Source organism: uncultured Sphingobacterium sp. (assembly GCF_964277905.1).
GTDB classification, from domain to species: domain Bacteria; phylum Bacteroidota; class Bacteroidia; order Sphingobacteriales; family Sphingobacteriaceae; genus Sphingobacterium; species Sphingobacterium siyangense.
Genome location: NZ_CAXYKD010000048.1, coordinates 681,361 through 695,173 on the forward strand (window position 1 = coordinate 681,361; position 13,813 = coordinate 695,173).

The 13,813-nt window shown below is 43.2% G+C and carries 9 protein-coding genes; 6 read left to right on the forward strand and 3 right to left on the reverse strand.

Going from position 1 to position 13,813, the window contains the following annotated elements:
- Window positions 1-22: 22 nt before the first annotated feature.
- Entirely contained in the window at window positions 23-877 is an 855-nt protein-coding gene (locus ACHWSC_RS24620; protein ID WP_394678569.1) for a helix-turn-helix domain-containing protein, read from the reverse strand.
- A gap of 142 nt (window positions 878-1,019) precedes the next feature.
- On the opposite strand from ACHWSC_RS24620, the gene ACHWSC_RS24625 reads away from it, so the two are divergent.
- The 6 genes from ACHWSC_RS24625 (at window position 1,020) to ACHWSC_RS24650 (ending at window position 9,688) form a co-directional block, all read left to right on the forward strand.
- Window positions 1,020-1,619, forward strand: a complete 600-nt coding sequence (locus tag ACHWSC_RS24625; protein ID WP_394678570.1) for a porin family protein — start codon at window positions 1,020-1,022, stop codon at window positions 1,617-1,619.
- A 335-nt stretch (window positions 1,620-1,954) separates the two neighbouring features.
- A complete protein-coding gene (locus ACHWSC_RS24630) occupies window positions 1,955-2,554 on the forward strand; it encodes an RNA polymerase sigma factor (protein WP_394678571.1) in 600 nt (199 codons plus the stop codon).
- A gap of 104 nt (window positions 2,555-2,658) precedes the next feature.
- Window positions 2,659-3,678, forward strand: coding sequence for a FecR family protein (locus tag ACHWSC_RS24635; RefSeq protein WP_394678572.1), 1,020 nt, complete (start codon window positions 2,659-2,661; stop codon window positions 3,676-3,678).
- Between the two features lie 77 nt (window positions 3,679-3,755).
- Window positions 3,756-7,049, forward strand: a complete 3,294-nt coding sequence (locus ACHWSC_RS24640; RefSeq protein ID WP_394678573.1) for a SusC/RagA family TonB-linked outer membrane protein — start codon at window positions 3,756-3,758, stop codon at window positions 7,047-7,049.
- Between the two features lie 9 nt (window positions 7,050-7,058).
- Window positions 7,059-8,858, forward strand: coding sequence for a RagB/SusD family nutrient uptake outer membrane protein (locus ACHWSC_RS24645; RefSeq protein WP_394678574.1), 1,800 nt, complete (start codon window positions 7,059-7,061; stop codon window positions 8,856-8,858).
- Window positions 8,858-9,688, forward strand: coding sequence for a metallophosphoesterase family protein (locus ACHWSC_RS24650; RefSeq protein ID WP_394678575.1), 831 nt, complete (start codon window positions 8,858-8,860; stop codon window positions 9,686-9,688). The genes ACHWSC_RS24645 and ACHWSC_RS24650 overlap by 1 nt, the downstream gene beginning before the upstream one ends.
- A gap of 109 nt (window positions 9,689-9,797) precedes the next feature.
- Here the strand turns inward: ACHWSC_RS24650 and ACHWSC_RS24655 are convergent, their stop codons facing one another.
- Together ACHWSC_RS24655 and ACHWSC_RS24660 are read right to left on the reverse strand one after the other, a co-directional pair.
- A complete protein-coding gene (locus ACHWSC_RS24655; protein WP_394678576.1) occupies window positions 9,798-12,644 on the reverse strand; it encodes a M16 family metallopeptidase in 2,847 nt (948 codons plus the stop codon).
- Window positions 12,645-12,667: 23 nt separating this feature from the next.
- Window positions 12,668-13,804, reverse strand: a complete 1,137-nt coding sequence (locus ACHWSC_RS24660; protein WP_394678577.1) for a redoxin domain-containing protein — start codon at window positions 13,802-13,804, stop codon at window positions 12,668-12,670.
- Window positions 13,805-13,813 lie beyond the last annotated feature (9 nt).

Genomic DNA, 13,813 nt, shown 5'->3' on the forward strand with positions numbered 1-13,813 from the left:
TGCTTACTACCTCGGAAAATTTCTACATTTTTCTATACGCGAACGGAGACAATCCGACTGATCGCTTAAAGTATCTGCCGAAAAAAGATTGTGAAGGGAAGTTTAGCTCACTACTGATCTGCTGTATAGTCATATGCGTAGATTTTAACAGTGCTTTAGCTTCCCACACAACATAGTCATCAATCCATTGCTTAGCAGACAGGCCATTGTGTTCTTTGATCACCTTGGATAAGTACTTTGGAGTTACACATAGCTTATCTGCGTAGAATTCTATGCCCCGCTCTTGTTTGAAATTGTCCTGTACCTGATTTAGGAAGTTTTCAACCAGTTCTTCCAATCGGGGCTTTTTTTCCTGTTGTGTATGACGTTCGATGTTATGGGCATTGTAACCAAACCCGTAAAAATAGGCTTTTGTTAGGTGTTGAAGAATTTTTGTGGTATAAGGATTATCTGTTTCCAGCACTTTTTGCACTGTTTTAAAATAATCAGCCAAGCTCGTTAGTTCTGCATCTTTTAATGCAATAAAAGGTTGATTATGCAAAGAAAGAAAAACGGGTAGATGCTCTTCGATATTAAGACTTGAGGTAAATGTCTTTGACATGACTATAAAAAGTGCAGAAAAATCGGCACTCACATTTTCTATGGTTACAGTATGCCCCGCGAGGAGTACAATAAGAGAGGGGGCACCCGTTTCAAAGTAGCGCATATTTGAATGCCCTTTCAAATGACCTTTAAAGCAAATAATACTTATGGTGACATCCAATTTCACCGGAAAATTAAGCCGTTCAATCGTGGGTGTCTCCAATAAAATGAAATCCTCATTATGGTTATGCTGTTTCAAGTTTTTATTGTGCGTAAATGGCAACGTCATTTCCATAATAGTCAAGTATTGTTATCCAAATGTATTGTTTTATATTGAGAAAACGACTTTTTGGACAATTTCGTCTTCTTATTGAGCTTTCCAGCCTCTTTAAATGCATCTACATTTGTCACATAAATTTTAAATGAAATTATTCGTGATGAAAAAACTATTATTAATTGGATTGGTCTTGGCAATGGCACAGGTATCCTTTGCTCAAGGTTTGGGCGGAATTTTTCAAAGGCTTTCTTTTGGTTTAAAGGCTGGGGGAAACTACAGTAACTTTACAGGTGCGAACTTCGGTACCGAAGGACTCGCAGGATTTAATGGGGGGCTTCTAGTCAATTTTAAGCTTACAGACAAGTGGTCTTTTCAAGAGGAATTTTTGTATTCCATGCAGGGTGCAAAAATCACAGACAATGTGTTCGGAACGCATAAGGACCTGAAGTTATCCTATATCTCCGTTCCGATCCTCGTAAAATATCGATCGGCTATCGGTCTTTATGCGGAAGTTGGGGCGCAGGCCAATCTATTGATGAAAGATGCAAAAAATACAGGCTTTGTGGATTTTGCAGATAAGATTGATGCGGGTGCTGTTGCAGGTTTGGGTTATGAATTTACGAAAGGTCCAGCTAAAGGTTTGGGCTTGGGAGCGAGATACTACCAAGGTTTTACGGATGTAGGTAAGTTTAATTCTACGACGCTAAAAACTGATTTTAAGAATAGCGTGGCGCAGTTAAGTATCTTTTATATGTTCTAATCGGCTCGATAGGTCGTTTAGCGGTTAATTTATAAGTTAAGGCTCAATAAATGCGCATTAAATTGTTTTTTGAGTCTTAACTTTTTTGCGTATTCACGTGATATCCAAGCGATGGCTTGATTCCTATATGAACTGACATTTTTAATCCTTATTAAACGTAAAATATTCGCTTTAAAGAGATAGCTAATCTTTCGGTGGAGCTTTCCGGATCGGGGGGATGCATAAATAACAGGTTTTTGTTGTTAATGTATTCTTTACCTGTCCTTAATATTGTAGTTGTATTAAAGCATGATCTTTACAGCTGACGAAGAATTATTGATCTAGAGAGTATGCTTGTGAAAACGATAGACGCCATCCTATTAGAACGTCTGGTAAATGCAGATTACAGTGCTTTTGATGAGATTTATGAGCATCATTGGAGCACACTTTTCCGTGTTGCAGTTAAGAAGTTAGGCGATGTGGATGTGGCTATGGATCTTGTTCAGGATCTCTTTGTGGACCTGTGGCAAAGAAGAGCCATGATCAATATTCATAGTGGATTGCGAGCCTATCTTATTTCGGCCTTATACCATAAGTTGTTTCAGTATTTCAGAAAGAAAGGTGTGCATGAAAAACATATAGAGCAGTATAGCTTAATGGTACAAGATGGTCTGCATGATATTTTTCCTATCGTGGACTATGAAGAGAATTACACAGACGTACTGATTGCGATTGAACAGTCTGTAGTAGAAATGCCCGACCGTATGCGCGTGGTTTTTAATTTGAAATACCAACGTAGTCTCAGTAATCATGAAATTGCGGAACAACTTGGCATATCGCTTCAAACTGTAAAAAACCAATTAAGTAAAGCGTTGAACCTTGTGCGCCAGCACATGCAGCAGCAACAGCTAAATCCGACAGTCTTCGTGTCCTTATCTCTTCTCCTCTTTTTTTAATCCTTATCCAAGGTGTTTTTAACTAAATTTTTTAAAATAAACTTTACATAAACTTAACGGTTTTTCGATGGTACGATCACCCAATTGGAGCAACTATAGGGTGTATGCAAGACAGAAAAAGGGAATTGGAGGAATTGATCCAAAAGTATTCATCAGGACAGATAAAGGATGAGGAACGGGCACATTTAATGCGTTGGTTGCAGGAACTTGATGTCTTAGAAGGGTACAAAGCTGATATGGAAGGGGTTCAAACGCGGATGAAAGAAAAGATAGACCTCCGTTTGCTAGCCACCGAAACACCTACTAAAATCGCGCATCCACCTTGGCTCTTATGGGGTAAGGTGGCCGCAGTTGTTCTTTTTTGTTTTTCATTCGGATGGTACCTACTCGATCGGAATAGTGGCGGGGATGCCAAAGGCAAGCAGTCCGTTAAGGTCGAAAAAACGGTCGATAAGTCCAAAATGATAACCTATACTGTTGTACGGGATAGCACGATTTTATTGCAAGATGGCAGTAAAGTCCGCCTTTTGGCAAATTCTTCAATCTCCTTGATGCAACCCTTTCCAGAAAAACAGCGCGCGATTCAATTGCAAGGAAAGGCTTTTTTTGAGGTGTCACACGATAAATCGCGCCCATTTACAGTTCTATCGGGCAATATCCTGACAACGGCTTTAGGAACTTCTTTTTGGGTTGTGCAGGAGGCCAAAAACAGGAAGCCTAGTGTGCGCCTGATCACAGGAAGAGTTTCCATTAAGGAGCGTGGCGAAAATGGGGAAGAAAAGCTTCTTGCCTATTTGACTCCAGGGCAAATTTGGGCGGAAAAAGTTGTACAACCAAGAAAAGAACCTGTTTTGAAACTGGAAAAACCAGTGGAAGAGATCGTACAAATGACATTGGAATTTCACCACAAGCCTTTGGCGGAAGTGCTTCCTGCCTTGGCGTCTTTCTACCGCATAACGATTCTCTTTTCTCCGAACGATGTATCAGGACTATCATTCTATGGTACATATACAACAGAAAATGAGGTCGCGCAGATTCTGCAAACGATCTGTATTGCAAATGAGCTCGAACTCAAGTTTAATACCGAAACAAATACCTATACGATCGTAAAAAACAGTCAATAAAATCCATAAAAAAACACTATTGAGCCTCCCTTTTTAGGGAGGCCTAGGAAAACTATGCTCAATTATTAATGAAAACTATGCAACAATTTTCAACAGGTAAAAGGCCAGCCAAGGGGGCTTTATTACTGCTACTAGCAATTGCTTTTGGCCAAAAGGGTTTTGCCCAACAAAGCGGGGAACTTGTTGTCATCGTGCAGGATGCGAAGTCAAAAGGTTTGGCCAATGCAACGGTGACCATAAAAAACAAGAGTAGCAACCTGAAGCGATCCGGTCAGGCTGATCAGCAGGGGAAAGCGGTGTTCAACAATCTGCCAGTGGACAGCAACTATTGTATCCTGGTGACTTATACGGGACTATTGCCCAAAGAGGAATGCCAGTATATCGTGAGCTCGGGCAAAAGATCGAGTGTGGTGTTTCAATTGACCGCAGAAGCAGCCAATCAGATGGAAGAAGTGGTGGTTGTGGGCTACGGTACACAGAAAAAGACCAACCTTTCGGGTGCTGTGGATCAGATTAGTGGTGATGTGCTCGAAAGCCGCCCTATCTCGAATGCAGCACAGGGGCTTCAGGGGATTTCTCCCAATCTGAATATACAGTTCAATTCGGGCGAGCCGGGGGCGGCTCCTAAAATCAATATCCGGGGTATTACATCGATCAATGGTGGTGATCCCTTAATTTTGGTTGACAACGTACCGATTTCGGCAGCTGAATTAATCCGTATTGCTCCGCAGGATATCGAATCTTTTACGGTCATCAAAGATGCTTCTGCGGCGGCAATTTATGGTGCACGGGCGTCCTTTGGGGTACTTATTATTACCACGAAAACTGGAAAAGGGGATGTGAAAGTGAGCTATTCAAATAACTTTACATGGAATACCCCGACAGTAATGCCCGATAAAATAACGGATCCGTATGTGTTTTCACGGTTATTGGAAACCTCAACGGACAATACACCTTGGGACAATGTCAATTATTCGGACCAGTTTTACCAATATGCAAAAGAACGATCTGACAACCCTTCCATTGCCGGTGTGCGTATCAACCCCTCAGATTCCAAGGTCTGGGAATATATGGGCAACAGGGATTGGACGCGTTATTTCTTATCCGACTGGAATGCAACCAATTCACATGATCTGTCCATTTCGGGCTCCAACGAAAAAGTACAATATTATATCAGTGGTAGCTACAACCGACAAAATTCGCCTGTTAAGCTCACGGAAGATTATTTTGACCGTTACAACCTGCGTTCGAAAGTAAACTATAGGCTTTCGGATTTTATCTCATTCGGCAATAATACCGTGATCGGAAGCATTCGCCGCCTTCAGCCTTCACAAATGAGTTTGGCTGATATCTACAATATTTTTCCGACATCCTTTGATAAGAATCCAGATGGAACATGGGCCAATTCGTCGGCGGGTATTATTGCTGCCCAAATGGTCGACGGTGGTAAAAAGGACTCAAAATACCTGGACGTACAATCTACCTTCAATACTGAACTCCGGTTCTTTGGTAATAAATTTAAAGTCAATGCCGATTATACATTTCAGCGTAATTCCTTGAATCGGAATTGGTATACCAAGCAATACGAGATCGGTTACGGACCGGATGATGTCCGCAAAGAAGGGAATACGGGGTCTTACCGTGACCTTGGTTTTTCGTACTACAACGTGTACAATATCTTTGGTACCTATATGCAGTCTTTCAACAAGCATCATGTCAATGCGGTATTGGGCTTCAATCAGGAGGATTACCGCTATGAATTAATCAAAGCGGAGCGTGCGGGTTTGATCTCAGAATCCTTTCCAACCATTCAGTTTGCAACAGGGACAATGAAAATAGGTGAAGCGATAGATACCTATGCGCTTCGCGGCGCTTTCTACCGCTTGAACTACACGTATGATGATAAATATATTGTCGAATTCAATGGTCGTTATGATGGTTCTTCGCGCTTTCCGAAAAGCAAGCGTTTTGGCTTTTTCCCTTCGGGATCAGCGGCATGGCGTATCGATCGTGAAAGCTTTATGTCGGATATAAGCGGTTTGGATCTCTTAAAGCTTCGGGCATCATATGGTCAGCTGGGCAATCAGTCCGTCTCGAATTACGGATACCTTCCTTCGATGGAAAAAAAGGATACCGAATACATATTCGGAAGTGAACGGGGTATCTATATTGATGTTCCACCTTTGGTTTCTCCAAATTATACCTGGGAGAAGGTAAATACCGTGAATTTTGGTTTGGACGTTGCTGTACTCAAGAATAAACTTTCGGCAAGTTTTGATTATTATTCAAGACGTACGCTAGGTATGTTGACGCTAGGCAAAGATCTGCCCAATATCTTGGGGGCAGATGAGCCACGGGAGAATGCAGCGGATCTGAAGACCAATGGCTGGGAATTGACGGTAAACTTTCAGGATCGTTTCGAAGTGGCCAATGCGCCCTTACGCTTCAATGCTAAATTGTTACTTTCGGATTCACAATCCAAGATTACACGTTTTGACAACCCCAATAAAAGCATTCTGCAATATTATGAAGGCATGCAAATGGGGGAGATCTGGGGTTTGCAAAGCAACGGACTTTTCAAAGACGAGGCAGAGATTGCCAAGTTGGATCAGACTTCGATCATTCCCTGGGGCGCCTTGTCGATTGTTCCGGGATGGCCTACCTATGTGGATCAGGATGGTAATGGTAAGATTGAAAAAGGATATATACTTGGCGATACCAAAGACCTCAAGATCATTGGTAACTCGACGCCACGTTATCAATTTGGTATAGACCTGTCTGCAGATTGGAAAGGTTTCGATCTTAGGGCATTTTTTCAAGGCATTGGTAAACGCGATTATTATCCGTTGGACTACCTGTATTGGGGGACATACCAACAGCCTTATGGTAACTTTTATGGGCACTTGCTCGATTTCTACCGTCCGGGAAGTGATTCGGATATCGACCGTGCGAAACATTCGCAAGCTTATTTGAATTTGGGACTGGCCGATCAAAATCTCAATGCGGCTTATCCGATCTTACAGTCATGGCTTGCGGACCGTAACTTGGGTACCCGGATTGATCAAGCTCAAGGGCTGGCCATTCCACAGACCAATTACCTGTTGAATGCCGCATATTTGCGTCTTAAAAATCTGACCATTGGATATACCTTGCCGAAATCAATCGTTTCTCGCGCCAAGATCAGTAACCTACGTGTTTATCTGAGTGGTGAAAATATCCTAGAATGGTCTGCTGTAAAGCGCTATTTTGATCCAGAGACGTTGAACGAAAATACGTATACCAATCCAACAGCTGGTTCGGACCGCGTGGGGAATGGGTTGACTTATCCATTCCAACGAAGTTTTTCTGCTGGTATTCAAGTGACCTTTTAATCGCCTATCATGAAAAATAAATATCTAAAATTAGCTTTCTTATGTTCGGGACTTTCTCTGCTTGGGGGCTGTAACGACAACTATTTGGATCGTGTTCCCGAGACTGCGATCAATAATGAAAATTTCTTCAATACAGCGACAGACCTGGAGCTGTACATTAATGGCCTATATAATTTCTCAGGAATTGGGATCTATCAATCGGATGCTACGACAGACAATGCGAGTACAACGGGAAATACGGAGATTAAAACCATTATGGCCGGTAATGCCTCTGCGGCGACGATCTCAGGCGGCTGGAGATGGGACGATCTCCGCAAAATTAATTTCTTTCTACAGCACATGGGCAAGGCAAAGATCAGCGATAGTGAGAAGGCTCATTATGAGGGCTTGGGCCGGTATTTTCGGGCACGCTTTTATGCCGAGAAGGTACAGCGTTTTTCAGATGTGCCCTGGGTAGACAAAGCCCTGGAGGTTGGCGATACGGACTATTTATTTGCCAAGCGTGATCCGCGTGCGACAGTTGTGCAGAAAATCATGGAAGATTTTGAGTTTGCCGCACAAAACGTACAGCCGCGTATAAAATTAGGAACTGTCAACAAGTGGGTTGTGCTGCAGGAATACGGACGCTTTGCCCTGTATGAAGGAACTTACCGGAAATATCACAACGAACTGGAATTGAAAACTTCGGCGACTGAATTTTTGAACAAAGCACAAGCGTTGAGTGATCAGCTGATGCGTGAGGGTGGTTTTACCATCTACAATACTGGTAAACCTGATCAGGACTATGGCAGCTTATTTTTCAGTGAAAACCTCGAAAATAACAAAGAGGTGGTAATGGGGCGTTTTTATGCCAACAATGTACTTAACGCAGATTCATGGCCGGGCATGTTTGGTAATTATGAATACTATCCATTGCGGGATCTTGTGCAGGCTTATTTAATGAAAGATGGTTCATTTTATGCAGCACAGCCAGGTTATGAAAAAAATACTTTCGTCAAAGAGTTCGAAAACCGCGATCCGCGTTTGGCACAAACCTATGCTTATCCGGGATGGCAGCTGGTTTATTCGCATACCTATGCGCAAGGGGCGGGACTGTATGTGCAGCAATTGGCCAAAAATTTCTCGGGCTACCACCAGATTAAAGGATTTCAGAATACACTCAGTCTAGAAGCGCGCAATAACCTCGATATTCCTTTATACCGCTATGCCGAGGTTTTATTGAATTTTGCGGAAGCGAAGGCCGAGCTGGGGCAGCTGACACAAGCCGATCTTGATCGTAGTATCAATCTGTTGCGTAGACGAGCGGGTATGCCAGATATGGTCGTCGGTGTAGGTATTGATCCCCTTATGGCGGCGCGTTACAGCAATGTCGAAAGCAACCAGCGTAACCTTGTGCTGGAGATCCGAAGAGAACGTCGCGTTGAATTGGCTTTTGAGGGATTCCGTTTCACAGATCTGATGCGCTGGAATGTCGGTGAATTGTTGAAGAACAAACGTGAGGGCATTTACTTCTCCGGATTGGGGCAACATGATATGACTGGCGACGGTATTCCGGATATCGTACTGTTGGCTTCCTCATCGTCTATTCCGGCAGTGAAAGAGAAAAACAGTTTAGGCAGAGAATTGCAATACTACCGTGTGGGACGCTTTGGACAGGATGTCGGTGTATTTCTCTCGGATGGAAATAGCGGAACTGTCGAAACCATCGAAAATACGGGGACTTTTGAAGTGCCCAAATTCTACTATCGCCCGATACCGCAAGGGGAGATACTTTTAAATGATAATCTTAAACAAATATTCGGATGGTAATGAAGAATTCAATCACAAGGACTTTATGTTTGCTGTTCCTCACATTATGTAGCCTTGAGACGATCTGTGCACAGGAATTTAAGTTTGCGTTTTTAACAGACCTGCATGTGCATAGCGATTCTACACTGGGGCAAGTGGAGCAACGGTTAAAATCACTTTCGCCTGGGGTAGAGCTGCTACTAAGCGGTGGCGATAATGTGGATATTGATAATTTGAAATCGGCTAATCTTGCTGCTGGCGAGCAACGACTTAAGTCGTTGAAGGGGCTTTTTGACCGCACTAAAAAGCCTTACCACATGGCTATAGGCAATCACGACCGTTTGCCGCGCGATCTGCGGGACGGCAAAGATGATTTTGCGCTCTTTGAAAAGACTTTTGGGCAGACCTATTACAGTTTTGACCATAAGGGCTGGAAATTTATCGTGCTAAATAGCGTGGAAACAAAAGATAATCAGTATGTTATTGGTGGTAAGCAGCTGGCCTGGCTGAAGGATCTTGTCGAAAAGACAGGCAAAGATCAGCCATTGGTGATTATCTCGCATGTCCCTTTTTTATCGGTTTATTATCCGGTTTTGGAGGGTCGTTATACAGCTGCAGATACGTTTACAAACCAAAAGCAGGTGTTTGATCTTTTTAAAGACCACAGCCTGAAGCTGGTGTTGCAGGGACATATGCATTTGTATGAAGAGATTAAAGTCAAGGGCGTACAGTTTATTACAGCAGGAGCAGTGTCGGGCAATTGGTGGCATGGAGCTTTTGAGGGAACTGCACCCGGGCATCTCGAAGTGGATGTGCACGGGAAAGCTTTTAGCTGGAAATATGTCAACTAAAAAAGACCTCAAGTTGGACTAGCCAACAACGAGAAAGCCGCAAAGAAACACTTTGCGGCTTTTTTTGCTAATTCACGTTAGCAACTCAATACGTATAGGATTGAAAAAGTTATTTTTTAGCTTCTGGAAGTTGCACAATCTTGATGACGTTTTTGTCATTTATAAAGCGTTGAGCAACTTCTTTAACAGTAGCAGGATTCAAATGATCGCGCAAAGCTGAACGTTGAAAAATGCGGTGCATATCATCTCCATTGTAAAGATTGCTATAGAGATAGTTGGACCAGAAGTCGTTGGTTTTCAAGGCTGACTCATAGTTTAGCTTGTCGTTTGCTTTAAACTTTTCGAGATTTTCAGCCGAGGGGCCTTCTTTTTTTAGTTTTTCAATTTCCTCGATGGAATATTGCGCAAGCTTGTCGGCATTGGCCACTGAGCAGCTGAAAGCTACCGTAAGCGTATAGCGGGCATCCGGTAATTTGTTGTAGTCCATTTGGATGGAAGGCGAGTACACACCACCTTCTTCTTCACGTAGTCTCTCCAGCAAACGAATTTCCAGGACTTCTCTAAATGCCTGTAAAGCGATGTTATGCTGTTCGTTGTAATCGTATTCATCCGATAGAACGAGATAAACCATGGCTTTGTCTTCCTTGCTTAGGGCAAACTTTTTATCAATTTTTCCGGCTGGAATATTGATATGTAGGTTGCGGTAGGCCGTTTCTTTCTGTCCGGTGCTTGGTAAACCACCGATATACTTGGCGATGAGCGGTTTTATTTTTTCAATGTCGAAGCTGCCAACAAAAGTAAACTTGTAGTCGGAAGCATCTGCGAATCGTTCTTTATAGATGGCCAGTGCACGTTGTGGATCAATTTGGTTGATTTTATCGGCTGTTAATCCGGTGCGGCGGATGTTATTACCCGATAATAAAGCCATGACCGAATCCTGAAATACAGCGTCGCCATTTTTGTCGCGGTCTTTAAGACCATCTTTGGCGTTTGCCAAGATGCCGGCAGTGATCGCTGTATCTAAACGGGGCTCGGTGAAATAGCCGTACATCATCTCGAGCGCGAGCGTAAGATCTTTGTTATTGGCATAGCCGCTTACACCTTGTGCTGTCTCACTGATAAAAGGTGATGCTGAGGCCGTGCGTCCGGCCAGTGATTTTTCAAACTGATCGGCGTTATAGTTGCCCAGCCCACTGGCTCCGACAAGATTTACAGCATTGGTGGCGCTTTGGAAATCTTTATCGTCATAGACGGAAGTTCCACCATAGGAAAAACCTTGGAAGGTGATTTGATTATTTTGATAGTTAGTTGGTTTCAAAAGGACTTTAATATTGTTGCTCAACGTCAAGGTTGTTGTTGCCAATTGATCGTCTTTTTCTTCTTTAACGATTGTTCCAGCTTTGATATCACTTTTTAGGAGGGGGAGGTCACTCAGTTCTTCCTTAAATGCCGTCAATTTCTCATTGGAAAGTGTATTGATCCAGCCGACCATATCAGCTTCGTTTGGCAATGTAGCTTTTTCAGCTTCTGGTGCCAAAATAATCATATCGCGGTTGCTATCGTTAAGATATTGCTGCAGTATCTGCTGTATATCCGAAAGGCTGATTTTTGGAAGGATCTGGTTGATCAATTTCATTTCGTGTTCAATTCCCGGAGAGGCGACGCCATTTAGAAAATGCTGGATATATTCCTGCACATATTGTGAGGACGCGATTTTATCTTTCTCTTCCAACAGATTTTCCATTTGACTTAGGTAGGAATCTTTGGCGCGTTGGAGCTCATTGGCGGTAAAGCCAAGTTGTTTTGCGCGGAAGATCTCACGCCACACTGCGTCAAACCCTTCTTTGAGACGTCTCGGTTTGGCATTAATCTGGATGGTGAAAACATCCAATCCACCCATAAAGCCACCTAATGAGGCTCCGCCGCCTAAAAATGGTGGATTTGCGGTACGGAATATCGGGTTGTAACGACCAGCCATCATGTCGTTAAATAGAGTTTTGACAATGGCTTGTTTAAAGTCAGCCGCACTTTTGAGTTTGCGCTCCGGATATTTGATGCTGATATCGATGGATGTTGAAGTGATTTCGGGATCTGTCACGACCATAAACTGGTTTTTTCCTTTCAATGGAATTGTATATTCCTGGCGCGGTGTTGGTTTTATAGGGTTTTTAAGGGCAGAAAACTGCTTTTTTAGAAGCTGCTCCGTCTGATCCACATTGATGTCTCCAACGACAATGACAGCCTGGAGATTGGGGCGATACCAGTTTTTATAAAAACTTTCAATTTCTTGATAGGGGAAATGCTGGATAACCTGCTCTGTGCCGATCGGAATACGCTGCGCATAAAGCGACTGGTTGAGTGCAACGGGCAGGGTTTTGTCCTGTATACGTTCGCTCAAGCTTTTGCCAGCACGTTTTTCCTCCATAATGACTCCGCGTTCTTTGTCAATTTCACCATGATCTAAACTGATTCCTTGGGCCCAATCCTGAAGAATCTGAAATCCATTGTTAACCAGTTCGCCGTTGTTGGAAGGCAATTGCAGTTGATACACTGTTTCATTGAAGCTGGTGTAAGCATTGATATCGGCACCAAAACTGATTCCATTTTTTTGCAGGTAATCTACAAGGGCATTATTGGGATAATGCGTGGTACCATTAAATGCCATGTGTTCCAGAAAATGTGCAAGTCCACGTTGTTGTTCATTTTCTAGGATGGATCCCACGTTATTGACCAAATACATAAATACCCGTTCTTGCGGTTCGGTATTTTTGCGGATATAGTAGGTGAGGCCGTTAGGCAATTTACCATAACGTACACTTTTGTCAAGCGGTAGAGCCGCTGTATCTGCGTGCTGTTTCGTCCATACGATTTCTGTAGATCCCGGTAAAGTGCTGCTATGGGCAAGTATTGGGCTAAAGCCTAGTAGTGATAGATAGAGCAGTTGTTTTAAATGCATATAATTGTGTGTAAGGGGTTGAATTAGAGTGTGTTTTTTAGTTTTTCATAAAGTGATTCTCCGCGTAGATTTACGCCGATAATTTTTCCTGTTGGATCCAAGAGGAAATTGGACGGAATGCTTTTGATATGATACTGTCCGCTCACCTTACTTTCGGGGTCTACAACATTCGTCCAGGTCATGCCGTCGTCGGCAACGGCTTTTTTCCAGCTGCTCAGCATCATATCTGTGGAGATGCCCAGTACTTCGAATCCTTTGTCTTTGAAGGCATCATATGCCTGCTGAACATGCTCATTTTCGACCCGGCATGGAACGCACCAACTGGCCCAGAAATCAACAAGCACATATTTGCCGCGAAAATCACTTAAGTTGATTTGCTTGCCTGTGGTGTCGGTCAAGGCAAACTCAGGAGCCAGATCACCCAATTTTAAGTTTTCGAGGTTGGCAAGCTGATCTTTCAGTTCCTGTCCTGCTGGTGTATTTTTCAATGTTGGGTTGAGCTTTTCATAAAGTCCGGCAACAAGTTGCTGGTTTGCCGTGTCTTTCAATAATCGTTGCAATTTAAAAAGACTGAGTGCGTTATTGGGATTTTTTGCAACGTAGTCGGCTTGTTCCTGACTGAGTTGGGCAGACCATTTGTTGAGGTCGACATCAATTTTGTTGATGGTCGCACGCGCGGGCGAATCCATACGGAAGCTGTCTTGAGAGAGAATTTCCTCTGCTTTGAAATAGGCCGAGGTAAGTGCGTTTACACTGTCCAATATCGTTTTATGGGCGGTGTCGAAGCTTTTGGCATCGGCATTAAGTGCCGAACCGCGGATGGCGGCTTCGTGAAGATGGCCCAGTGTGGCTTTGATTGAAATATTTCCTTTATGTAGGTAGAAGTCAAGTGTTTCTGATCGTTCACCAGTAGCGTTTATGTAGAACAGGTTGGCCATTTCGGGGCCTTCCGTTGTACCTTTAAACCGAAAGGATCCCTGTTGAATACGTGCGGAATCCAGGCTGAGGTCGGAGTCGTATCGTTGAAGGAAAAGTTTTCCTTTCGGATTTTTGGGCAGGCCAGAAAGTGTTCCCTGTAGGATATAAGGCGCTTTTTCTTGCGCTTGCAGTCCTGCAATAGAACCTAGAAATGCGAGGGTAAGGAGCGTAGTGGCTTTCATTGTATCATT

Excerpts from the sequence above, each read along its gene's own strand:
- ACHWSC_RS24620 (WP_394678569.1), bottom strand. The coding sequence starts at position 877 with ATGGAAATGACGTTGCCATTTACGCACAATAAAAACTTGAAACAGCAT.
- ACHWSC_RS24625 (WP_394678570.1), top strand. The coding sequence starts at position 1,020 with ATGAAAAAACTATTATTAATTGGATTGGTCTTGGCAATGGCACAGGTA.
- ACHWSC_RS24635 (WP_394678572.1), top strand. The coding sequence starts at position 2,659 with ATGCAAGACAGAAAAAGGGAATTGGAGGAATTGATCCAAAAGTATTCA.
- ACHWSC_RS24640 (WP_394678573.1), top strand. The coding sequence starts at position 3,756 with ATGCAACAATTTTCAACAGGTAAAAGGCCAGCCAAGGGGGCTTTATTA.
- ACHWSC_RS24645 (WP_394678574.1), top strand. The coding sequence starts at position 7,059 with ATGAAAAATAAATATCTAAAATTAGCTTTCTTATGTTCGGGACTTTCT.
- ACHWSC_RS24650 (WP_394678575.1), top strand. The coding sequence starts at position 8,858 with ATGAAGAATTCAATCACAAGGACTTTATGTTTGCTGTTCCTCACATTA.
- ACHWSC_RS24655 (WP_394678576.1), bottom strand. The coding sequence starts at position 12,644 with ATGCATTTAAAACAACTGCTCTATCTATCACTACTAGGCTTTAGCCCA.
- ACHWSC_RS24660 (WP_394678577.1), bottom strand. The coding sequence starts at position 13,804 with ATGAAAGCCACTACGCTCCTTACCCTCGCATTTCTAGGTTCTATTGCA.